The sequence below is a fragment of the Cellulomonas terrae genome (assembly GCF_007990265.1).
Classification (GTDB): Bacteria; Actinomycetota; Actinomycetes; order Actinomycetales; family Cellulomonadaceae; genus Cellulomonas; species Cellulomonas terrae.
In genome coordinates, this window is the sequence record NZ_BJWH01000007.1 from 107,532 (window position 1) to 129,078 (window position 21,547).

The 21,547-nt window shown below is 73.3% G+C and carries 16 protein-coding genes; 8 read left to right on the forward strand and 8 right to left on the reverse strand.

What is annotated here, in order from left to right; translation table 11 throughout:
• Positions 1 to 42: 42 nt before the first annotated feature.
• Both CTE05_RS08905 and CTE05_RS08910 read left to right on the forward strand, forming a co-directional pair.
• Positions 43 to 333, forward strand: coding sequence for a DUF1905 domain-containing protein (locus tag CTE05_RS08905; protein WP_146845769.1), 291 nt, complete (start codon positions 43 to 45; stop codon positions 331 to 333).
• Positions 330 to 965 carry a class I SAM-dependent DNA methyltransferase gene (locus CTE05_RS08910; RefSeq protein WP_146845770.1) on the forward strand — a complete coding sequence of 212 codons (636 nt, stop codon included), beginning with the start codon at positions 330 to 332 and terminating at the stop codon, positions 963 to 965. Before CTE05_RS08905 ends, CTE05_RS08910 begins: the two co-directional genes overlap by 4 nt.
• Here CTE05_RS08910 and CTE05_RS08915 read toward each other — a convergent pair.
• A complete protein-coding gene (locus tag CTE05_RS08915; RefSeq protein WP_146845771.1) occupies positions 956 to 2,044 on the reverse strand; it encodes an epoxide hydrolase family protein in 1,089 nt (362 codons plus the stop codon). The genes CTE05_RS08910 and CTE05_RS08915 overlap by 10 nt on opposite strands.
• Positions 2,045 to 2,079: 35 nt before the next feature.
• Complete coding sequence (locus CTE05_RS08920; protein WP_146845772.1) at positions 2,080 to 3,087, reverse strand: LacI family DNA-binding transcriptional regulator; 1,008 nt, start codon at positions 3,085 to 3,087, stop codon at positions 2,080 to 2,082.
• A gap of 92 nt (positions 3,088 to 3,179) precedes the next feature.
• On the opposite strand from CTE05_RS08920, the gene CTE05_RS08925 reads away from it, so the two are divergent.
• Together CTE05_RS08925 and CTE05_RS08930 are read left to right on the forward strand one after the other, a co-directional pair.
• Positions 3,180 to 5,093, forward strand: a complete 1,914-nt coding sequence (locus tag CTE05_RS08925) for a M3 family metallopeptidase (protein ID WP_146845773.1) — start codon at positions 3,180 to 3,182, stop codon at positions 5,091 to 5,093.
• A 117-nt stretch (positions 5,094 to 5,210) separates the two neighbouring features.
• A complete protein-coding gene (locus CTE05_RS08930; protein WP_146845774.1) occupies positions 5,211 to 5,699 on the forward strand; it encodes a hypothetical protein in 489 nt (162 codons plus the stop codon).
• 9 nt (positions 5,700 to 5,708) lie between these two features.
• On the opposite strand, the gene CTE05_RS08935 is transcribed toward CTE05_RS08930, so the two are convergent.
• Both CTE05_RS08935 and CTE05_RS08940 read right to left on the reverse strand, forming a co-directional pair.
• The gene (locus tag CTE05_RS08935; protein ID WP_146845775.1) at positions 5,709 to 6,788 is read right to left on the reverse strand and encodes a serine hydrolase domain-containing protein; all 1,080 of its coding nucleotides are present in this window, start codon (positions 6,786 to 6,788) and stop codon (positions 5,709 to 5,711) included.
• A gap of 40 nt (positions 6,789 to 6,828) precedes the next feature.
• Positions 6,829 to 7,137 carry a TFIIB-type zinc ribbon-containing protein gene (locus CTE05_RS08940; RefSeq protein WP_146845776.1) on the reverse strand — a complete coding sequence of 103 codons (309 nt, stop codon included), beginning with the start codon at positions 7,135 to 7,137 and terminating at the stop codon, positions 6,829 to 6,831.
• Positions 7,138 to 7,299: 162 nt separating this feature from the next.
• Between CTE05_RS08940 and CTE05_RS08945 the strand changes: the two genes are divergently transcribed.
• Positions 7,300 to 8,061, forward strand: a complete 762-nt coding sequence (locus CTE05_RS08945) for a DUF2306 domain-containing protein (protein WP_246123443.1) — start codon at positions 7,300 to 7,302, stop codon at positions 8,059 to 8,061.
• Here CTE05_RS08945 and CTE05_RS08950 read toward each other — a convergent pair.
• Positions 7,952 to 9,730: an alpha/beta hydrolase gene (locus tag CTE05_RS08950; RefSeq protein WP_146845777.1), complete on the reverse strand. Its 1,779-nt coding sequence runs from the start codon at positions 9,728 to 9,730 to the stop codon at positions 7,952 to 7,954. The two genes, CTE05_RS08945 and CTE05_RS08950, sit on opposite strands and share 110 nt — an antisense overlap.
• Positions 9,731 to 9,908: 178 nt before the next feature.
• Here CTE05_RS08950 and CTE05_RS08955 point away from each other — a divergent pair, with 178 nt between their 5' ends.
• Complete coding sequence (locus CTE05_RS08955; protein WP_146845778.1) at positions 9,909 to 11,057, forward strand: M48 family metalloprotease; 1,149 nt, start codon at positions 9,909 to 9,911, stop codon at positions 11,055 to 11,057.
• A gap of 49 nt (positions 11,058 to 11,106) precedes the next feature.
• Positions 11,107 to 16,068, forward strand: a complete 4,962-nt coding sequence (locus tag CTE05_RS08960; RefSeq protein ID WP_146845779.1) for an AAA domain-containing protein — start codon at positions 11,107 to 11,109, stop codon at positions 16,066 to 16,068.
• Here the strand turns inward: CTE05_RS08960 and CTE05_RS08965 are convergent.
• The 3 genes from CTE05_RS08965 to CTE05_RS08975 all read right to left on the reverse strand — a co-directional run bounded on the left by CTE05_RS08965 (position 16,052) and on the right by CTE05_RS08975 (position 19,242).
• On the reverse strand, positions 16,052 to 16,795 hold the full coding sequence (locus CTE05_RS08965; protein WP_146845780.1) for a metallophosphoesterase family protein: 744 nt from the start codon (positions 16,793 to 16,795) through the stop codon (positions 16,052 to 16,054). The two genes, CTE05_RS08960 and CTE05_RS08965, sit on opposite strands and share 17 nt — an antisense overlap.
• A 169-nt stretch (positions 16,796 to 16,964) precedes the next feature.
• Positions 16,965 to 18,500 carry an HNH endonuclease signature motif containing protein gene (locus tag CTE05_RS08970; RefSeq protein ID WP_146845781.1) on the reverse strand — a complete coding sequence of 512 codons (1,536 nt, stop codon included), beginning with the start codon at positions 18,498 to 18,500 and terminating at the stop codon, positions 16,965 to 16,967.
• A 133-nt stretch (positions 18,501 to 18,633) separates the two neighbouring features.
• Positions 18,634 to 19,242 carry a sugar O-acetyltransferase gene (locus CTE05_RS08975; RefSeq protein ID WP_146845782.1) on the reverse strand — a complete coding sequence of 203 codons (609 nt, stop codon included), beginning with the start codon at positions 19,240 to 19,242 and terminating at the stop codon, positions 18,634 to 18,636.
• 66 nt (positions 19,243 to 19,308) lie between these two features.
• Here CTE05_RS08975 and CTE05_RS08980 point away from each other — a divergent pair, with 66 nt between their 5' ends.
• Complete coding sequence (locus CTE05_RS08980) at positions 19,309 to 21,546, forward strand: exo-beta-d-1,3/1,6-glucosidase (RefSeq protein WP_222595444.1); 2,238 nt, start codon at positions 19,309 to 19,311, stop codon at positions 21,544 to 21,546.
• The last annotated feature ends 1 nt before the right edge of the window (position 21,547 follow it).

Genomic DNA, 21,547 nt, shown 5'->3' on the forward strand with positions numbered 1-21,547 from the left:
TAAGTCAAGACGCATGTCTGTGGCCCGCGTCATCATGGCGCGATGGAGTTCGAGTTCAGCGGCGAGATCATCTACTGGCGCGGTCCTGCACCGTTCCACTACGTCCCCGTGCCGCCCGAGGAGAGCGCCGCGATCAAGGCCGTCTCCTCGGAGGTCACCTACGGCTGGGGCGTCATCCCGGTGCTCGCCCGCATCGACGACACCGAGTGGGAGACGTCGCTCTTCCCGAAGGACGGTCGCTACCTCGTGCCCGTCAAGGACAAGGTGCGCAAGGCAGAGCTCCTCGACCTGGGCGACACCGTCACGGTGAAGCTGATCCTGGGGCGTCCGTGACCGGGTGGCTGGCGGACGCACGTGCGTCCTACGACACCGTCGCGGAGAGCTACGCCCGGGCGGTGACTCTCGACGCCTTCCCTGTGGTGCGGGGCGTGCTGGCCCTCTTCGCCGAGCGCGCCCGCGCGGCCGGCGGTCCGGTGGTCGACGTCGGGTGCGGCCCGGGGCACGTCACCGCGTACCTGCGTGACCTGGGGCTCGACGCCGTCGGCATCGACCTCTCGCCGGAGATGATCCGGCTCGCGCGCCGCGACCACCCCGGGCTGCGCTTCGAGGTCGGGTCCATGACGGACCTGGACGTGCCGGACGGCTCGGCCGGCGGGGCGCTGGCGTGGTACTCGACCATCCACGTCCCCGACGACGAGCTGCCGGCGGTGGCCGCCCACCTGCACCGCGTCCTGCGTCCCGGCGGCGTCGCGATGCTCGGGTTCCACGTCGGCGACCGCAGCACCCTCAAGACCGAAGGCTACGGCGGTCACCCGATGCGGGTCCACGTGCACCGGCGGCCCGTCGAGCGGGTCGCGGGCTGGCTGCGCGACGCCGGCTTCGTGATCGAGGCGCACCTGCTGATCGACCCGGACGCCGAGGTGCCGGGGGGAGTCGTCCTCGCCCGCCGTGAGCCTCAGCGGTAGGGCCGGAAGAAGTCCCGCAGCTCCTGGGCGTACAGCTCGGGCTCCTCGATCGGCGCGAAGTGCCCGCCGCGCGGCGGCTCGGTCACGCGCACGGTGTTCGCGGTGCGGTCCAGCCACACCCGCGGCGGCCGGACGAGGTCCGCGGGGAAGAGCGAGAAGCCGGACGGCACCTCGACCCGGCGGGCGTGCTGCTCCGGCGGGATCCGCGAGTTGGCGTGGTACATCCGCATCGAGGAGCCGATGGTTCCCGTCAGCCAGTAGATCGTCAGGTTGGTGAGGATCTGGTCGCGGGTCAGCGCACGGTCGCTCCACGCCTCCAGCTTCTCGACGATCCACGCCGCGAGGCCTGCCGGGGAGTCGGTGAGCCCGACGGCCGCTGTCAGCGGCTTCGTCCGGTGCATCGCGGCGTACGCACCCTCGCCCGCACCCCACGCCTGCGCGCCGGCGATGAACTCGCGCTCCTCAGGGGCCAGGTCCGCGGGGTCGCCGGTGTAGATCGGGAGCCCGCCGTCCGTCCGGTGCACCGCCACGACACGGTCGGGGTGGTCGAGCGCGAGGAACCGGCTGACCCCGCTGCCGATGTCCCCGCCGGCCGCACCGAACCGCTGGTACCCGAGCGTCGTCATCAGCTCCGCCCACAGCCCGGCGACGCCGACGACGTCCAGCGGCGGACCGTCCGAGTACCCGAACCCCGGCATGTCCGGGACGACGACGTCGAACGCGTCCGCGGGGTCCTCGGGGTCGGTGAGCAGCGAGATGACCTCGCTGTACCGCCAGAACGAGTCCGGCCAGCCGTGCGTCAGGATCAGCGGGAACGATCCCGCGCGAGCGTGCACCACGTGGATCCGTCGGTCGTCCAGCGGCACGTGGAACCGGGGGTACCGGGACAGCGCCGCCTCCTGCGCAGGCCAGTCGAACCCGTCGGCCCAGTAGGCGACGAGGTCTCGCAGGTAGTCGAGGTCGACGCCCAGCGACCAGCCGGCGTCCTCGGGCGCCTCGGGCCAGCGCGTCGCCCGCAACCTCGCGCGCAGGTCCTCGACGGCCTCGGGCGTGGTCGGTGAGACGAACGGCTCCGGCATGCGACCCACCCTAGAGACGGCCTCCGACAGCGGGGCTAGCCCGGTCCGCGGGCCGTCGACCCCCGGACGACGAGCTCCGGGGCGAACAGCTGCTCGACCCGCGACGGCTTCTCCCCGCGCATCTCGGCCAGGAGCGCGTCGACGGCGGCCCGGCAGATCGCGTCGACCGGTTGCCGGACGGTGGTCAGCGGCGGGTCGGCGAACGCGACGAGCAGGGAGTCGTCGTACCCGACCACGGACACGTCCTCCGGGACGCGCAGCCCGTTCGAGCGCGCGGCCCGGACGGCGCCGAGGGCCATCAGGTCGGAGCCGCAGATGATCGCGGTGTGCCGGGAGTCGAGGAGGTCGGTCGCGGCGGCCTGCCCGCCCTCGGCGGTGTAGAGCGACGAGCTGACGTGGACCTCGCCGTCGTCGAGGCCGTGCCGCGCGAGCGCCGCGCCGAACGCGGCGACCTTGCGACGGGTGGGGACGAACCGGTCGGGCCCGATGGCCAGCCCGATGCGCCGGTGGCCGAGCGCGACGAGGTGGTCGACGGACGCGTCGATCGCCGCCGCGTCGTCGGTGGACACGAACGGGGCGTCGATCTCTTCGTTGTAGCCGTTGACCAGCACGATCGGGACGCCCGAGTTGCGCAGCCGCTGGTAGCGCCCGAGGTTGGCCTGCTTGTCGGCGTGCAGGCCCGAGACGAACACGATGCCGTTCACGGCGTGCTCGAGCAGCACCTCGACGTACCGGTCCTCGGACGTGCCGCCCGGGGACTGCGTGCAGAGCACGGGTGTGAACCGCTCCTCGGTGAGGCACTGCTCGATGGCGTCGACGAACGCGGGGAACACCGGGTTGGTCAGCTCGGGCACGACGAGACCGACCAGGCCGACCGACTTCGTCGTCAGCGAGGCAGGGCGTTCGTAGCCGAGGACGTCGAGCGCGGCGAGCACCGCCTGGCGCGTGCCGCCGGAGACACCGGGCCGGCCGTTCAGCACGCGGGAGACGGTGGCCGTGCTCACCTGCGCCTGTTGCGCGATGTCGGCCAGCCGGGTCTGCACCCGTCGAGCCTACGAGTCCGCGGTCCTGCAGCCGGGCGCCTCGCCCACAAAGGGGTCGCACGAGTCGTGGGGGCTGCGGTTATCGTCGGCTCATGCCGACCTCGTTCCCCACCGACAGTGCCGCCTGGCCCGACTTCCTCGCGACCACGGTGGACGCGTCGCTCGACGACGCCCGCGTGCTGCTGGCCCGTCTGAAGGACGGCACGCCGCGCTCGACGGCGGAGGTGCTCGGGCTCTGGAACGACGCGGACGTCGCCATCGCGACGGGTTCGGCTGCCGCGCACCTGCTGGCCGAGGTGCACCCCGACGCGGACCTGCGGGCGGCCGCCGAGGAACGCGCGCAGGCCGCCGAGGACCTCGTGACCGAGCGGGGCCTGGACCACGAGCTGTGGCAGGTGCTCGCCGCGACGGATGCCGAGGGCCTCGAGCCCGGCGCGGCCCGCGTGCGGGAGCACGTCCTGCGCGACTTCCGGCGTGCCGGCGTCGACCGGTCGCCCGAGGACCGCGACCGGCTCCGGGCGCTCGCGCAGCGCTGCACGGAGCTGGGCCTGGAGTTCTCCCGGAACATCCGCGACGGCGTCCGGAGCATCTCGGTGCGGCCCGAGCAGCTGGACGGGCTGCCGGACGACTTCCGCGCGGAGCACCCGGCGGGCGAGGACGGTCTGGTCACGCTGACCACCGAGTACCCGGACCTGCTGCCCGTCCGCACGTACGCGGCCGACCCCGCCGTCCGGCTGGCGCTCACGACGGAGCACCAGCGCATCGGGTGGCCGGCCAACGAGCCGATCCTCGCGGAGCTGCTCCGGCTGCGCGCGGAGCGAGCCAGCCTCCTGGGCTACCCGGACTGGCCGACGTACGACGCCGAGGTCAAGATGATCGGCTCCGGCCAGGCGATCGCCGACCTGGTCGAGCAGCTCGACGCGCTCACCGCCGTGCCCGCCGCGCGTGACGTCGACATCATGCTCGCGCGCTACCGCCAGGACGTCCCCGACGCGACGGCGGTGACCGCCGCGGACAACCTCTACTACGACCAGATCATCAAGAACGAGCAGTACGACGTCGACTCGCGCGAGGTCCGCGAGTACTTCCGGTACGAGACCGTCAAGCCGGGGGTGCTGGGCGTGGTGTCGCGGCTGTTCGGCATCGAGCTCCAGCCGGTGGACGCGCCCACCTGGCACGACGACGTCGAGGTCTACGACGTCACCGACGACGGCCGGGCCATCGGCCGCGTCTATCTCGACATGCACCCGCGTCCGGGGAAGTTCAACCACGCCGCCCAGTTCCCGCTGGTGCCGGGCATCGCCGGCCGCTCGCTGCCCGAGGGGGCGCTGGTCTGCAACTTCCCGACCGGCCTCATGGAGCACGACGACGTGCTGACGTTCTTCCACGAGCTCGGCCACCTGGTGCACGAGGTGCTGGGCGGGAACCAGCCGTGGGCGATGTTCACGGGTGTCGCGACCGAGTGGGACTTCGTCGAGGCGCCCAGCCAGCTGCTCGAGGAGTGGGGCTGGGACGCTGGCGTGCTCGGGTCCTTCGCGACGAACGCCGCCGGGGAGCCGATCCCGGCAGCGCTGGTCGAGCGCATGTGCCGCGCGGACGCGTTCGGGCGCGGGGCGTGGACCCGTCGGCAGCTCAACTACACGGCCCTGTCGTACGGCCTGCACGCCGACCCACCCGCCGACCTGGCGGCCTACACGGCTCAGGTCGACGCCCGGTTCGGGCCGTACACGCCGATCGCGGACACCCACCAGTACGCCGGGTTCGGGCACCTCGACGGGTACGGGTCCGCGTACTACACGTACCTCTGGAGCCTGATCATCGCGAAGGACCTGCGCACCGCGTTCGGCGCCGACCTGATGGACCCGACGGTCGGCCGGCGGTACCGCGACACGATCCTCGCGCCGGGCGGGTCCGCCGACGCGGCCGACCTCGTCGCGGACTTCCTGGGCCGGCGGTCGTCGTTCGACGCGTTCGAGGCCTGGCTGGCGGACAGCACGCCCGCCTGACGGACACCCGTCTCGTCGACCGGCACACGGTCGCCCGTTCGGACGGCTGACGTCGGCGGGCGGGGCGGATAGGCCGTACCGTGCTGAGGTCGCCGTCCCGCCGACCGAGGAGCCCGGATGCAGCTCGCCCTACCCTTCACCGAGGCGATCGCTGTCGCGGTGGCGAAGGAACCGATGCCGCCCATGGTGCGCGAGCTGCGCTGCGAGGGCTCGACGATCCACGCCGACATCGACCTGCGCGAGATCCCCGACCCCTCCACCGGGCTGCGCCTCGCCGCCGCCGCGGTCGGTGCTGTCGCGGTCACGGTCCGGTTCGCGGACTACTCCGACGGTGTGGTGACGCTCGTCGTGACCGCGCACGCGCGGGCGCTCCCCGCGCACAAGCTGGTGCCGTACCTCGTGGGTCCGATCAACGCCGCGCTGCGTGACCGTGGCCTGCCCCCTGGCCTGGTGGAGGTCCAGCGCGGCGAGTCGGAGCCCTGGGTCGTCATCGCCGTGCAGCGCGCGATCGAGGCCAAGGTCGACGGCGTGACGGTCACGGGCCTCGAGCTCCGGGACGCCGTCTTCCACGTCGAGGCGACGGTGGGGAACGTGCGGGTGCGCTGAGCAGCCCGCCTAGAACGCCGCCGTCCAGAAGTCGGTGAAGACCGGTGTCGGCTGCGGTGACGTCCACGCGTCCGTGGTGAGCAGGATCGCGATCGTGTCGGTGACCGGGTCGGTCCACCACGTCGACCCGAGCCCGCCGTCCCACCCGTAGCTGCCCGCGTGCCGGCCGTCGGGTCGTTCGGCCACGCAGACCCCGACGCCCAGCCCCCACCCCTCGCCGCCGTCCGGGTCGTGCGCGTCGCCCGCCGCCGTGACCAGCTGCGTGACCGCGGCGGGGGACAGGACCGGTCCGCCGCCGGCGCGGAGGGCGCGCGCCAGCGCGTGCAGGTCCGTGACGGTCGAGACCAGACCGCTGGCGGCGTCGGGGAACGCCGGTGGCGTCGCCCACTGGCCGTCGGGCTCGTCGTACACGTCGGGGCCGAGCCAGAGCGGCTCGACCCGATCGAGGCTGTCGGGCGGCACCCAGAACCCGGTGTCGGTCATGCCCAACGGGTCCAGCAGCCGCTCGGCCAGCAGGTCCGGCAGGGGACGACCGGCCGCGCGCGCGACGAGCACGCCGAGGACCTGGGCGCCCGTGTTGTAGAGCCACCGCGCACCCGGCTGGTGGGACAGCGGCACGCTCCCGACGATCCGCATCCACTCGTCGGGCCCGGGGGAGGCCTGCGGCGCGGGCGGTCCGACGGGCAGGCCCTGCTCCGCGAGCGCGCCGAGCACCGTGCCAGGGAACGGTCCGGTGAAGTCCATGCCGAGCCCGAGCCGGAACCCGAGCACGTCCCGGACGGTGATCGGGCGGTCGGCGGGGACGGTGTCGTCGATCGGGCCGTCGGGTCGCCTCAGGACACGCCGGTCGGCGAGCTCCGGCAGCAGCGCGTCGACCGGGTCGTCCAGGCGCAGGAGCCCCTCGTCGACCAGCCCCATGGCGAGCGCCGCGACCACCGGCTTGGTCACCGACGAGATGCGGAAGACCGAGTCCGGCCCGCTGATCCCGACGGCCCCGCTGGACACGTCCCCCGCGCGGTCCACGAGCCACGCCGCCCCGTGCACCTCACCCGAGGAGACCCTGCGCTCCACTGCTGCCTGAACGTCCATGCGGACACCCTGCCGTGCGGGTCTGACACCGACCCGGGGCTCAGTCGAACAGGTCGTCCAGGAAGCTGCGCTTCTTCTTCTTCTTGTAGTAGTCGTCACGGTCGCCGCCGCGGTACCGGTCGTCCTCGCGGTACCGGTCGTCGGGGTACCGGGCAGGTGCGGGTGCCGGCGCCGGGGCGGGAGCCGCCGTGCGGGTGCCGTAGTAGGAGGCCTCGGCGTCGGTGAGCTTCTCCAGCTCGCCGCGGTCGAGGAAGATCCCCCGGCAGCCGGTGCACTGGTCGATGGTCACGCCGTTGCGCTCGTACGCGCGCATGTCCGAGCCGCACTTGGGGCAGACGAGCGGGTTCATGGGGTCTCCGTCCGGATGGGGGTGGCCGTCGAGGGGTGAACGACCGGACGGCGTGCAGGGTTTCCGGATCGGCCGATCGGTCGAGCGCGCGACGGACGAAGTGCCGATGTGCCCCGCGCGCCCGGACAGCAGGCTCGACGCAGGACGACGTGAGGAGAACCGGTGCCCAAGCACGCGTGGCGGATACCCGCCGGACTGATCCTGCTCAGCCTGGTCCCGATGCTGGCCGGCGGGATCCGGCTCGCGGAGCTCAGCAGCGACCCGGAGGTGACGGCCGCCAACGAGCGGTTCGTGACCATGCCGGTGCCCGTGGTGGTGCACATCGTGTGCGCGACGGTGTTCCTGGTGCTCGGCGCGTTCCAGTTCCACCCGGGCCTGCGGCGGCGCCGGCCTCGCTGGCACCGCCTCGCCGGCCGGGTCGTGGCTCCGGCGGGGGTCCTCGCGGCGCTCGCGGGCCTCTGGATGGCGGTCTTCACGGACCTGCCGGCCGGCGACGGGCCGCTGCTGATGTGGATCCGGCTCGTGTTCGGCAGCGCGATGGTCGCGTTCCTCGTGCTCGGGGTCGTGGCCATCCGTCGACGGGACGTCGTCACGCACAGCGCGTGGGTGACCCGCGGCTACGCGATCGGCCAGGGTGCCGGCACGCAGGCGCTGATCTTCGCGCCGTGGACGCTGGTCATCGGCGCACCCGGCGAGACGCTGCGGGCGGTGCTCATGGGTGCCGCGTGGGTGATCAACCTCGCGTTCGCGGAGCGGGTCATCCGGCGGCGGCGCCTGACCGGGCGGCGGACCGCCCGGTCAGGACACCTGGCCGTCAGGAGCGCGGCACCGCACCCGGCAGCGGCGGCACCACCGGCGGGAGCGGCCGCGCCGGGGCCGACCGCCGCGACTGCGGATCTTCCTCGCCGCCCAGCGGCTCGGTGAACGGCTGCACGTCACCGGTGCACACGGTCCCGGCCGCGGGCGTCGCGCCCGTGAGCAGGTAGGCGTCCACGGCGTCGGTCACGCACGCCGACGTGCCGTACGCGGTGTGCCCCCACGAGTCGCTCGACAGGAGGGTGCTCCGAGGCAGGAGCGCGGCTGCGGCCACGGCCCCGTCGTAGTTCGTCGCCGGATCCCAGTAGTTGCCGACGACGAGCACCGGAGCGGCCGTCTTCCTGGTGAACGGGCCGGTGTACGCGTCCTCGTCGCGGATCGTCCAGGTCGACGACGCGCACGGGGACGACGCCCACGTCCAGAGCGGACCGAAGCCCGGTGCTGCGGCGTCGGCCGCGGCGGACGCCGGCACCCAGTCCTCGGCACGGGCGGGGTTGAGCCCGTCGGTGCACAGCACGCTCTGGAACGCCTCGGGCGAGTTGTCGTACGGCCACCCGGCAGCGACGGGCGGCCTCGGAGCGGCCGGTCCGTGCATCGCCTGGTACCGCGCGATGAACGCTGCACGGGCGCCGGGGAGCTCGGCGCCCGCCGGGAAGACGAGGCTGTGGACGAAGGTCAGGTCCTGGTCCACCCAGGCCGCCGCGTCCGGCTGGTAGAGGTCGCCCAAGAGAAGGCCGACCAGCGTCGGGTACGTGAGCTCGAACAGCGGCGCACCCGTCTCGTCCGTGATGACGACCGGGTTCGCCTTGAGCGACGCGACGATGTCCGCGTAGACCGTCGCCGGGTCGCCGAGGCCGGCGAGGAGGCAGTACTCCGGCCCCGCCGTGGCGCACCGGGCGAGGATCTCGTCCAGCGCCTTCGACGCGCCCTCGCCGGACTTCAGCCGCTGCGTCTGCGGGATGCTCGCGTTCTCGGCCGTGCCGGCCCAGGCCAGCGGGTCGAGCACGCCGTCGATGACGACCGCGCGCACGCGGTCCGGGTACAGGTTCGCGTAGACGTTGCCCAGGTACGTGCCGTACGAGAAGCCCAGGTAGGTCAGCTTCTTGTCGCCGACCATCCGGCGCAGCACGTCCATGTCGCGCGCGACCTCGGCCGTCGACATCGACCCGGCGAGCGGAGCGCCGGCGGTGGAGCAGGCCGACCCGAACGCCTTCGCCGACGCGACGTACGCACCGGTCTCCGCGTCGCCCACCGGGAACGCGACGTTGAGACCTGTCAAGGCGTCCGCCTGCTCACCCAGGTGGCGGAAGCACTTCACGTTGCTGCTGAAGTTGGTGCCGCGCGGGTCGACGCCGACGACGTCGAACCGCTCGAGCAGCGCCGGGGACAGGAAGAACGACGCGGCCGCGGCGATCTGCACCCCGGACCCGCCCGGACCGCCCGGGTTGATGAACAGGGTGCCGATCTTGCGCGCCGGGTCCGCGACCGACAGCCGCAGCAGCGCGACGTCGGTCGTGGCCTTGCGCGGCTGGTCGTAGTCGAGCGGCAGCCGGACGGTCCCGCACTCGGTGCGTTCGCCGAAGACGCTGCTGCAGTCGAACCACTGCGGGTCGGGCACCGGGACGCGGTCGACGCGGGCGGCCTCCGCCCGGCTCGTGCGGTCGGGACGGTCGGACGACGGGCTGGCGCTCGCGGTGGCCGACCCGAGCGTGACGGTTAGGGCAAGAGCCCCGAGAAGTGCGCCCCACCTGCGGGCATGGCGACGTGCAGCAGTCATGCGTTCCCCCTGCGTGTGCGTCCGCCGTCCGTTCGCCCCCTGCGCCCGGTCCGGTCTGGACGCGCCTCACCCTGCCGAAGACGTGCACCGCCGCGCCACGGTGCGAATGTGAAGACTCCGCAAAGATGTCCCCCGCTCGCGTTATCGTCGCCGGGCCACGACGAGGAAGGGAGCGCTGGTGACGGGGTTCGGACCGCTGGCGTACCACCGCGACGTCGCGACGACCCTGGAACGGGAGAACCCCGTGGCGTTCCGGTCCCTGCGGCCGACGACTCCGACGGCGGAGCTCGAGCAGGTGCTGCTGCGGCAGACGTACCGGGTGGATCCTGTCGGGCACGCCGAGGTGCACGCCGCCGTCCAGCGGGCCGCGGACGCGCTCGGGGTCGTGCTCCCGATCGAGATCTACGTCGACGAGCGCGGCCAGGGCGTCGACGCGGAGCTCGTGTTCGTGCCGGACCGGGCGGTCCTGATCCTCTCCGGCGGCCTGCTCAACCTGCTCGACCCCGAGGAGCTGTGCGCGGTCGCGGGGCACGAGCTGGCGCACCACGTGCTGTGGACCGCGGACGACGGCCGGTACCTCGCGGCGTCGCGGCTGCTCGACGCGGCCGAGTCCGACGCCCGCACCCCGTCGGAGTACCTCGAGACCGCACGCCGGTACCGCCTGGCCACCGAGCTGGTGGCCGACCGCGGCGGGATGCTGGCGTGCGGCTCGCTGACGACGACCGTGAGCGGGCTGGTCAAGGTGGTCACCGGCCTGGCGAAGGTCGACTCGGCGGCGTACCTGCGGCAGGCGGCCGAGGTGGACTACAGCGTGCCGAGCGCCGGGAGCACCCACCCGGAGACCGTCCTGCGGGCGTGGGCGCTGCAGGAGTGGGCCGAGCGCGGTCCGGGTGCCGACGCGATGGTCGAGGCGTCCCTGGGCCCGCAGCTCGACCTCGCGGTGCTCGACGTGCTCGGGCAGGACCGGCTCGTCGAGATCACGCGCTCGCTGGTCTGGATGCTCGTGGCGGACGACGCCGTCCGCAGCGAGGAGGCCCTGGACCTGGCGCGACGGTTCGGGGTCGTCGTCGGAGGCACCCCGGTCATCTCGGACATGCCCACGACGCTCGCCACCGAGACGCGCACCTACCTGGCGGCCGTGCTGCTCGACTTCGCGACGGCCGACGACGAAGGCGGTGCCGACGACCTGGGCGCGGTCCTGGCGCTGGCGCGGCGGGTCGGCCTGGGCGACGACGTGCTGCGGATGATCGGCGCCGAGCTCGACCTGGGCGACCGGGCCATGTCCCGCGTGCTGGCGTCGGCCGACTCGCCGCGGGTGGTGCGCTGATGCGGCGCGTCGTGACGTGCGGACGTCCCCGTGTGCCGGTGGTGCGCTGATGCGGCGGCTGATCGAGCGCGCAGTGGAGCGGGGCGGGCTGCCCGCCGACGACGTCCTGGGACTGCTGCTGCCGGTGTTCCGCACGGTGCAGACGCTCCACGAGACCGGCAGGGTCGCACCGCTGCGGGGCCTCGCGGCGCTGGAGCAGGACGGCGACGACCCGGTGACGGTCGACGTGTCGCTCGCCGGACCGCCGGTGCGGAACCGGTCGGCGATCGCGGCCGCGGAGCTCACCGGCGCCGTCGAGGTCGAGCAGGACGAGGGCACCGTCCGGATCGTCGCCGGCTGGCAGCGCTGGGAGCACCTCGTCGGCCACCACGACGAGCTCACCGACATCGCCAGCCTGGGCGAGCTGTTCGTCGCGCTCGTGTGCGGGCTCGACCTGGCCGACGAGGGCGACGCGGCTCAGCTCCAGGAGCGGCGGAACAACCTGTTCGCCCTCGACCCCGGGCTGCACCCGGTCCTCGCGACGGTCGCCAGCGCGATGATCGCGCCTGACCGCCGGCGTCGCGCGCAGGACCTCGCCGACGTCGTCAGGCGGCTGGAGTCGTACCGCGACCAGCCCGAGGACTTCGACCTCGACCGGGTGCTGAGCGCCCAGCCCGACTCCCGCGCGGCCGTCCTGGCGCACCTGCGCGACCGGCTCTTCGACGCGTCCCGGCGCAACCCGCTCCTGCACTTCCGGCCCACCGGCCGGACCATCAACCTCACCGAGGCGTCGGTGCCGCTGGTGCTCGACGTCCGGCACATCCGCGCGTCGCAGCTGTTCACGTGGGGCGGTCCGGCGTCGTCGCGGCTGGTCGACGGGAAGGTGCTCGACGTCGGCTCGCTGGTGCGGTGGGACGACGCCCCCTACGCCGCCGCGGCGCTCGACGCGCTGATCTCGTCGGCCCGTCGGGACCGCGCCGAGTACGGGCGCGACCAGCTGCGGCTCGTCGTGGCGTTCCTGCGCTGGCACGACGTGAAGAACGATCCGACCACGCCCATCGAGTCGCCCCTGGTGCTGGCGCCGGTGACGCTGACCAAGCAGCGGGGCGTGCGCGACGCGTACCGCATGGAGCTGACCAGCACCGTGGCCGAGGTCAACCCGGTGCTGCGGCACCAGCTGGACGAGCTCTTCGGCCTGCGGCTGCCCGAGACTGTCGACCTCGCCGCCGACGGGGCCGTCGAGGAGCTGCGGGCGACCATCGAGAGGCAGGCGCGCGCGACGCAGCCGGCCGTCGTGGTCTCGCTCGTCGACAAGCCCCGCATCGAGCTCGTCCGGCACCGCGCGCAGGTGGCGCTCCAGGCGTACCGGCGACGGCGGCCGTCGAGCCGCCCGACGATCGGCCGCCGCCAGTACGCGTACTCGTACCGGCGTCCGGGCTGGGCGCCGCTGGGCGTGCAGATCTACGCCGACCGGATCCAGCGTCGACCGATCCCGCTGTCGGTCGAGCTGGGCGACGCACCCGCCCCGCAGCACGTGGTGGAGACGTTCTCCGTGCAGTCGACAGCCGACGACAACCCCTACACGTGGGACGTCGACCTGACGATGGTCACGCTGGCCAACTTCAACTACCGCACCCTCAGCCTGGTCCGCGACTACGACTCGTTGCTGACCGAGCCGCTGGAGAACGCCGCCTTCGACGAGCTGTTCTCGAGCGCCCCGCGGGACGTCGCCGAGCACGGCGCGACCGTCCCCGTGGCCGACCGCTACCTCGTGGTCCCCGCAGACGCGTCGCAGGTCGGCGCCGTGGCGCTGGCCCGCTCCGGCGACAACTTCGTCATCCAGGGGCCGCCCGGAACCGGCAAGTCGCAGACGATCACCAACCTGGTCGCCGACTTCGTCGCGCACGGCAAGCGGGTGCTGTTCGTCTGCCAGAAGCGCGCCGCGCTCGACGTGGTGCACGCGCGGCTTCGTGCGCAGGGACTGGGCGAGATCTGCACGCTGGTGCACGACAGCCAGCAGGACAAGAAGGAGTTCGTGCACGGGCTGCGGGACACGTACGAGCGGTGGCTGGCCGACGACGAGCCGCTGGGGGCCGTCGAGGCCCGACGGGCGGCGCTGATCGACGCGACGACCGCCGCGCTGGCCGAGGTCGGCGCGTACGAGCGGGCGCTCGCGGACGTACAGGACGTGCTCGACCGGTTGATCTCGCTGCGCGGGTTCCGCTGGGGCGACGACCTGACCCCCGCGGAGCAGGCCCTGCTGCCCGAGCCGGCCGACTGGGTGCCGGCCCGGCCGCTGGTCGACTCGCTCGTCGCTGCCCTGGCGCGGGCGGGCGCTGCGCCGGTGCTCGCGAGGACGCCCGTCCGCCTGGTCGACCCCGCGATCCTGCACGAGTCCCGCGCCGACGCCGTGGTCGCCCAGCGTGCCCAGGAGGCGGTGGACGCGATCGAGGCCGTGCTCGCGCTGCTCGTCGCGTCGTCCGACGCCGACGGGCTCACGGTGGACGACGCGGACGCGATCGGGCAGATGCACGCGGTGCTCGCCCCGCTGGTCCAGCGCGACCTCGGCTCGGCGGTCACCCCACGGACGCCGGCCGCGCGGCGGCTGCAGGACGCCACGGCCGCGTGGCGCGAGGTCGAGGCCGCGGCGGACGCCGCCGACCGGGCCGCGGTCGGCTGGCGCGCGCCGCTCTCCGCCCCCGACGCAGCCGCCGCCCTCGACATCGCGCGCCGACGCGAGCCGTCGGCGTGGAAGTTCCTCGACGGTGGCTGGCGGCGCGTGAAGAAGCTGGTCGCGGCCGGTTTCGACGCCGGGGACCGGCAGGTCCGGCCGACGGCCACGCAGGCTCTCGAGCTCCTCGTCGCGCGCTATGACACCGCGGCCCGCGCCGACGCGCTCTCGCAGGAGCTCGCCCGCGAGTGGGGGCACGGTGACCTCGCGGTGCTCAGCGACCGGATCACCGCGATCCGGCAGTACACCGGCGCGCTCGCCGTGTGGCGCACCCGCCTGGCCGACACCGAGCCCGACGACGTGCTCGACCGGCTCCCCGACCAGGTCGAGGCCGTACGGGCGCTCCTGTCGGGACTCGTCCTGGGCGCGGACGACCTCCCGATGACCGACCTGCGCGACGAGCTGCGCGGCCTGACCGGCGCCGACGGGCAGGCCCTCGTCCGGGCGACGGCCGGCACGCTGCGTGACCTCTCGGCGGCCCCGACCGTGCTGCGTGCGCTCCGGCACCTCGACGCGTCACCGGACCAGCTCGAGTACGCCGTCGTCGCCGCTTCCATGCGGGAGGCCCGCGCGCTGGAGCCCTCGCTCGACAGGCTCGACGGCGACCGCCTGGCCGACCTGCTGGACCGGGTGGCCGAACGCGCCCCTGAGCTCCAGCGCGCCAACGCCGCCGTCGTCACCGCCCGGCTGTGCGCACGGTTCGCGGAGTCCGTCGCGCACTCGCAGCGCAGCGTCACCGGCATGAGTCCCGAGGACCGGGCGCTCAAGGCGGTCTGGATGGCGGGTCGGCGGGAGCTGGAGCACGAGTTCGGCAAGGTCCGCGCGTACAAGTCGATCCGGCACCTGGCCTCCGCGGACCCCGGCGCCGTCGTCGCGGCGATGCGGCCCGTGTGGCTGATGAGCCCGTCGTCGCTGTCCGACACGCTGCCGCTGGAGACGTCGTTCGACGTCGTGATCTTCGACGAGGCCAGCCAGATCCCCGTCGAGGAGGCCGTCCCGGCGCTGTTCCGTGGCGCGCAGGTGATCGTCGTCGGGGACCGGATGCAGCTGCCGCCCACGCGGTACTTCCAGGTCGGCGCGCCGTCGTCGGACGAGCCGGTCAGCGACGACGACGCCCCCGTCGGCGTGGTGCTCGACTCCGACAGCTTCCTCGCGGTCGGGTCCGTCCGGCTGCCGTCGACCATGCTGACCTGGCACTACCGCAGCCAGTACGAGGCGCTCATCCAGTTCAGCAACGCGGCCTTCTACGAGGGGCGGCTGACCACGATCCCGGACCGGACGCTGACCCACGTCCGGGCGCGTCCGCTGGAGGTGGCGGTCGGCGCGATGCCCGCGCAGGAGGACGTCGTCGCTGCCGTCGACGGCCTGCTGGAGCGCAGCATCAGCGCGATGCGGGTGCTCGACGGTGTCTACACGCAGCGCACCAACCCGCAGGAGGCCGTGTGGATCGCGCACCTGGTCCGCGAGCTGCTCGCCCGGGGGACCGGGCAGACGCTCGGGATCGTCGCGTTCTCCGAGGCGCAGCAGTCGGAGATCGAGCGCGCGCTGGAGCGGCTGGGCCGCGAGGACGCCGAGTTCGCCCGCCGGTACGACGCCGAGCTCGCGCGCGAGGAGGACGGCCAGGTGGTCGGGCTGTTCGTGAAGAACCTCGAGAACGTCCAGGGCGACGAGCGCGACGTCATCCTCATGAGCGTCTGCTACGCCGCCGGACCCGACGGCCGCATGCGCATGAACTTCGGTCCCATCAACAACGCGGGCGGCGAGAAGCGGCTCAACGTCATCTTCAGCCGCGCGCGCCGGCACATGGTCCTGGTCAGCAGCATCGACCACACCGCGATCACCAACACCTACAACGACGGCGCCAACACCCTGCGCGGCTTCCTGCACTACGCCGACGCGGTCTCCAACGGGGACGCTGCTGCGGCGGCCGGCGTGCTCGCCGGCCTCCGTGAACGCAGCGGGCGTGCCGCGCCCGAGGCCGTCTCCCCGATCGTCGAGCAGATCGCCGAGGCGCTCCGCGCGGCCGGCGTCGAGGTCGTCGCCGGGGTCGGCCAGTCCGCGTTCCGTGCCGACTTGGCCCTGCGTCCGCCCGGCGCCGCCGAGCACACCGTGGGAGTCCTCGTCGACCAGCCGACCCGGCTCCTCGCCCACTCCCTCGACGAGCGCCGCGTCACCCAGCCGACCGCGCTGCGCTCCGGCGGGTGGCGCGTCGTGCAGGTGCTCGCGACCGAGTGGGAGTCGGACCCGGACGCGGTGGTGCGTCGGCTGGTCAACGCGGTCGGTCTCACTCCTGCCCGATGAGGCCCACCTCGGCGTGCCGCCCGCGGTAGATGCCGGTCCGCAGCTCGATCGTCCACGACTCCAGCTCCGGCATCCCGAGGGCATGCGCCACGGCGATCTCCGCCTCGACGTCGTACGGCACGCGCACGATCTGCACGCTGAAGGTCATGCCGACGCCCTCCAGGATCACGTACGACGCAGTCGTCTCGTCGAGCGGGTTGCCGACGCTGCCCACGTTCACCAACGTCCGGCCGCGGAACGTCTCGACGTACGCGTCGTGCACGTCCCCGTACAGCACCACGGTGGGCTCCGGGCCGTCGCCGGTCAGCTCGGTCGTCGCGAACATCGCCGCGAACTCCTCGTCGGTGTGGTGGAAGTGCACGCGCGTGTAGACGCTCGTGGCCGACGCGTGGAACAGCCGGACGTTCCGCCCGCCGAGCTCCAGGTCATGGCTGAGCGGCAGGCTCGCGAGCCAGTCTCGGTCGTCGCCGGAGAGCTCGGCATGCCACCAGCGGATCGCCGGGTCGTCGTGCTCGGCCGAGGCCGGCAGGAAGTCGTCCCAGTTCCCGCGAACCGTCAGCGTGCAGCGCTCGCGGGTGCGGGCGACCGCCGCCGAGCCCCGCGGACCCTTCCCGGCCACGTCGCCGAGGTTGAGGATCGTCGTGATCCCGCGACCGTCGATGTCCGCCAGCACTGCGTCGAACGCGGTGAGGTTGCCGTGCACGTCGGACAGGACCGCGATACGCATGCGCGCCAACGTAGCGGGCTACCCGGCCCGTGCGGACCGGCCTCCAACCACGATCCGACGGTCAAGTGACCAGCGGCACGCTCGGTCGCCGCGGGAACCTCACTCGGCTGCGCGGGTGAGCGAGGGTGCGCGGGTGAGTGGTGTAGGCGAGGGCGACGATCGCGCGCAGTCAGAACGGTGGGTCGCTGCGGTCGGCTCGTGGTGCCGGGGGTGGTCGGTGGTGGAGGGCTTCGGGTGGGACCAGAACCGGGACGGGGTGCCGGGCGCTCGTGATGCCGTGTCGGTCGGTCCACGACGAGACGCCGGTGGTCCGGTCGTAGGTGACGGTCCACCAGCCGTCCGTCTTGGCTTGATGGTGGTGCTTGCACAACGCGTGGAGGTTCGCCTCGCAGGTCTGCGGGTCGTGCACCTGATCGCTCGCGCTGCGCGTCACGTCGTACGGGATGCGGTGGTCGAGCTCGCACCGGGTCGCGGGTTGGCGACAGCCAGGGAAGGTGCAGGTCACGTCGCGGGCCTGCACGGTCCGCGTGAGGTCCGCCCCCGGGCGGTAGGCCCGAGTCCCTACGGAGCAGACCTGCCCGGTGTCGGGGTCGGTGAGCACACGTCGCCAGGTGGCGTCCTGGGCGAGCTCGCGGGCGGCCTGGGCGGGGATCGGACCGTAGGAGCCCAGGTGGCCGGGCGCGTCGTCCAGCCCCAGCAGGGTGGTCGCCGCGACGCTCACCTGCAGGGCGACCCGCTGCCCGTGCCTGGTCGGGAGCGGGGTCCCGTCCGGCGTCGCCTGGCGGTCCAGGGTCGACGTGAACACGTCGGCGAACGCGTCGGCCCGCCGCTGGTCCACCGTCCGGGAGTCCCCGTCCGCGCCGGCGTTGCCGGCAAGGGCGTCGATCGCCGTGAACGCGGCCGTCGCCTCGGCCGCGGGCAGGTACGCGATCAGGCGGGCCATCGCGTCGGGCGCCAGCTCCAGGAACACTCCACGCCGCTCCCGCTCCGCCACCCGCCGCTGCTCGGCGACGGCCGGGTCAGCGGCGATCAGGGCGGCACGAACGTGCCGGGTCAGCTGCGGACCGGTCATGGTCCCTGCTCGGTCCACCGCGTCGGCCACCACCGAGGCGACCTCGATGCCGGACAGAGCCTGCCCGGCTCGGCCGAGCTCGTCCAGGATCACGTCGACCTTGCGGGCGTCGACCTCCCCGCCCGCCCACGCGTCAGCGAGGACCGGGTGCTGCGCGGCGCCCCACGCCCGCAGGAGCAGCGTCTCCGCACTCCGTCTGGTGGTCACGAGGGCGCACGAGAGCTCGTCCGGGACGTGCCGGAGCGCATCCGGCGTCCGTGCCTCCAGCTCGCGGACCCACTCCGCCTGGGCCGCCTGGGCCATGTTCAGCACCTGCTGCCACGCGGCCACTCCGTTGACCAACGCCGCCCCGGACACGTCCGCGACGGGCACCGAGCCGAGCATCGCGACGAGCTGCTCGATCTCCACGCCGGGCAGCGGGAACTCCTCGACCGCCCCCAGGTCCACCATGCGCGCACCCGGCGGTACGTCCGGTGAAGCGCCGGGACGCGCGCCGCGCCCGGAGTCCGCCCACACGAGGACAGGAGACGCCACGGGCGCGAGCTCTCGCGCGCGGGCGAGGTCGGTCGCGACGAGGTCGTCGATGACCAGATCGTCGAGCACCGCCGTCACCGTCACCACCTCCTGCCGCACACGCGTCACCCTCGATCGGGACTAGAACAAGTGTACGATCCCCCACTGACACGCGCCCCTGACCTGCGGGAACGACCCGCCGACGAACGCCGCCGAGCCGGTGCTCCGGGCTGGAGCATCGGCCGTCGCGGGGCTACGCGAGGCGGTGCGGTCGCCCGCCCTCGTCGTCGACCGAGCGCAGCACCCGGCACGGCGAGCCGACCGCGACGACGCGCGGCGGGATGTCGCGGGTGACGACGGAGCCCGCCCCAATGACGCTCCCCGCGCCGACGGTCACACCGGGCAGGATCACGACGTTCGCGCCGATCCACACGTCGTCCTCGATGCGCACGGGCAGAGAGAACTGCCGCCCTCCGACGCGCTCCTCGGGCACGGTCGGGTGGCCGGCGGTCGAGATGGTGACGTTGGGCGCGATCATCACGCGGTCGCCGATGTGGATGTCGGCGTCGTCGACGAGCACGAGGTTGAAGTTGGCGTAGAACGCGTCGCCGACGTGCACGTGCGAGCCGTAGGACACGTGGAACGGCGGTTCGACCCACGCGCCGGAGCCGACGGAGCCGAGGAGCTGCTGCAGGATCGACGTCCGCCGCGCGGCCTCGGCGGGGCGCGAGTGGTTGTAGTCGTAGGTCAGCTCCTTGCCGGCGACGCGCTCGGCTTCGAGCGCCTCCAGCCCGGGGCCGTAGTCCACATACAGCGATCCGTCGTTCAGCTTGGCCCGAACCGCTTCGTACTCGTCCGTCATCGCACGCTCCTCTAGGGTGTCCCGCAGACATCATCGTCGAATCGATCCGACACTCGGGACATCGCCATGAACGCGCCCTACCAGGACCCTGCCCTCCCCGTCGCAGAGCGCGTCGCCGACCTCGTCGGGCGCATGACGCTCGAGGAGAAGGTCGGGCAGATGATGCAGCTCAACGCGCAGGGCGGTGTCGAGGACCTGGTCCTGAACCTGCACGTCGGGTCGATCCTGCACACGTCCCCGGAGCGGGTGCGCCAGGCGCACGAGCTCACCGCGCAGACCCGCCTGCAGATCCCGCTGCTGATCGCGGAGGACTGCATCCACGGGCACTCCTTCTGGGAGGGCGCGACGATCTTCCCGACGCAGCTCGGCATGGCGGCCACCTGGGACGCCGACCTGCTGGAGCGCGGGGCGCGGGCGACGGCCGTCGAGGTGGCCGCGACCGGCATCCACTGGACGTTCTCCCCGGTCCTCTGCATCGCCCGGGACCTGCGCTGGGGTCGGGTCAGCGAGACGTTCGGCGAGGACCCGTTCCTCATCGGCGAGCTGGCCTCCGCGATGGTCCGCGGCTACCAGGGCACCGGCCTGGCGGACCCGACGGCGATCCTGGCGACGGCCAAGCACTTCGCGGGCTACTCCGAGACGCAGGGCGGCCGCGACGCCACCGAGGCGGACATCTCCCGTCGCAAGCTCCGCTCCTGGTTCCTGCCGCCGTTCGAGCGGGTGGCCCGGGAGGGCTGCCGGACGTTCATGCTCGGGTACCAGTCGATGGACGGAGTCCCGATCACGATCAACGAGTGGCTGCTCAACGACGTCCTGCGCGGCGAGTGGGGCTACGAGGGCACGCTCGTCACCGACTGGGACAACGTGGGTCGGATGGTCTGGGAGCAGCACATCCAGCCCGACTACGCGCACGCGTCGGCCGCGGCGGTGCGGGCGGGCAACGACATGGTGATGGTGACGCCAGGCTTCTTCGAGGGAGCCCAGGAGGCCGTCCGTGAAGGGCTTCTCGACGAGGCCGCCATCGACGCGGCCGTCGGCCGGATCCTCACGCTGAAGTTCGAGCTGGGGCTGTTCGAGGACCCGCGGCACCCGAGCGTCGAGCGGCAGACGGCGGTGATCGGCGCGGCCGAGCACGCCGAGCTGAACCTGGAGCTGGCCCGTCGCTCGCTGGTGCTGCTGACCAACGACGGCACCCTCCCGCTCTCCGACGCGACGAAGACGATCGCCGTCGTCGGCCCCAACGCCGATGACCAGCACGCGCAGCTCGGCGACTGGGCGGGCTCGTCGGGCCAGGCCGACTGGCTGCCCGACGGCCACCCGCGCGAGCTGACCCAGACCGTGCTCGACGGCCTGCGCGCCGAGGTGCCGGACGGCTGGACCGTCACGCACGCCCGTGGCGCGGACATCCTCACGCTCGGCCTCGACCCGGAGGGGGAGTTCTTCCCCGACGGCCAGCCGCGTCCGCAGGTCGTGTTCCCGGTCGAGCCCGACGCCGCCCTGATCGCCGAGGCGGTCGCCGTCGCGCGGGAGGCCGACGTCGTGGTCGCGGTCGTCGGTGACCGCATCGAGCTCGTCGGCGAGGGGCGGTCGACCGCCACGCTGGAGCTCGTCGGCGGGCAGGTCGCGCTGCTCGACGCGCTGGCCGAGACGGGCACGCCGATGGTCGTCGTCGTCATCGCCAGCAAGCCGCACGTGCTCCCGCCGTCGGCCCGGGACGCCGCCGCGATCATCTGGGCGGCCAACCCGGGGATGCGCGGCGGGACCGCCGTCGCGGAGCTGGTGCTCGGCCGGATCGAGCCGTCGGGCCGCCTGCCGATCTCGTTCGCGGAGCACGTCGGTCAGCTGCCCGTGTTCTACAACCAGCTCCCCGGCCAGCACGGGACGCGGTACGCGGACCTGACGCAGCGGGTGCCGTTCGCGTTCGGGGAGGGGTTGTCCTACACGACCGTCGAGTACGCGGACCTGCAGGTGGTCGAGCCGGTGCTGGGGGTCGACGACACCGTCCGTGCCCACGTCACGCTGCACAACACGGGGGACCGGCCGTCGCGAGAGACCGTGCAGGTGTACGTCCGCGACAGCGTCACGTCGGTGACGTGGGCGACGAAGGAGCTCAAGACCTACCGGCAGGTGGACGTCGCGCCCGGTGAGCGGGTCGTCGTCGACCTGACGCTGCCCGTGGCGGACTGCACGCTCGTGGACGCGGACGGCCGCCGCATCGTCGAGCCCGGGAGGTTCGAGCTGCTGGTGGGCCCGTCGTCCCGCGACGAGGTGCTGCTCCGCGCCGGCTTCCTGGTCACGGGCTGAC

What these genes read in the sequence shown, in the direction of transcription:
- CTE05_RS08905 (WP_146845769.1), top strand. Translation starts at nt 43, where the DNA reads ATGGAGTTCGAGTTCAGCGGCGAGATCATCTACTGGCGCGGTCCTGCA.
- CTE05_RS08915 (WP_146845771.1), bottom strand. Translation starts at nt 2,044, where the DNA reads ATGCCGGAGCCGTTCGTCTCACCGACCACGCCCGAGGCCGTCGAGGAC.
- CTE05_RS08925 (WP_146845773.1), top strand. Translation starts at nt 3,180, where the DNA reads ATGCCGACCTCGTTCCCCACCGACAGTGCCGCCTGGCCCGACTTCCTC.
- CTE05_RS08930 (WP_146845774.1), top strand. Translation starts at nt 5,211, where the DNA reads ATGCAGCTCGCCCTACCCTTCACCGAGGCGATCGCTGTCGCGGTGGCG.
- CTE05_RS08935 (WP_146845775.1), bottom strand. Translation starts at nt 6,788, where the DNA reads ATGGACGTTCAGGCAGCAGTGGAGCGCAGGGTCTCCTCGGGTGAGGTG.
- CTE05_RS08940 (WP_146845776.1), bottom strand. Translation starts at nt 7,137, where the DNA reads ATGAACCCGCTCGTCTGCCCCAAGTGCGGCTCGGACATGCGCGCGTAC.
- CTE05_RS08950 (WP_146845777.1), bottom strand. Translation starts at nt 9,730, where the DNA reads ATGACTGCTGCACGTCGCCATGCCCGCAGGTGGGGCGCACTTCTCGGG.
- CTE05_RS08960 (WP_146845779.1), top strand. Translation starts at nt 11,107, where the DNA reads ATGCGGCGGCTGATCGAGCGCGCAGTGGAGCGGGGCGGGCTGCCCGCC.
- CTE05_RS08965 (WP_146845780.1), bottom strand. Translation starts at nt 16,795, where the DNA reads ATGCGTATCGCGGTCCTGTCCGACGTGCACGGCAACCTCACCGCGTTC.
- CTE05_RS08975 (WP_146845782.1), bottom strand. Translation starts at nt 19,242, where the DNA reads ATGACGGACGAGTACGAAGCGGTTCGGGCCAAGCTGAACGACGGATCG.
- CTE05_RS08980 (WP_222595444.1), top strand. Translation starts at nt 19,309, where the DNA reads ATGAACGCGCCCTACCAGGACCCTGCCCTCCCCGTCGCAGAGCGCGTC.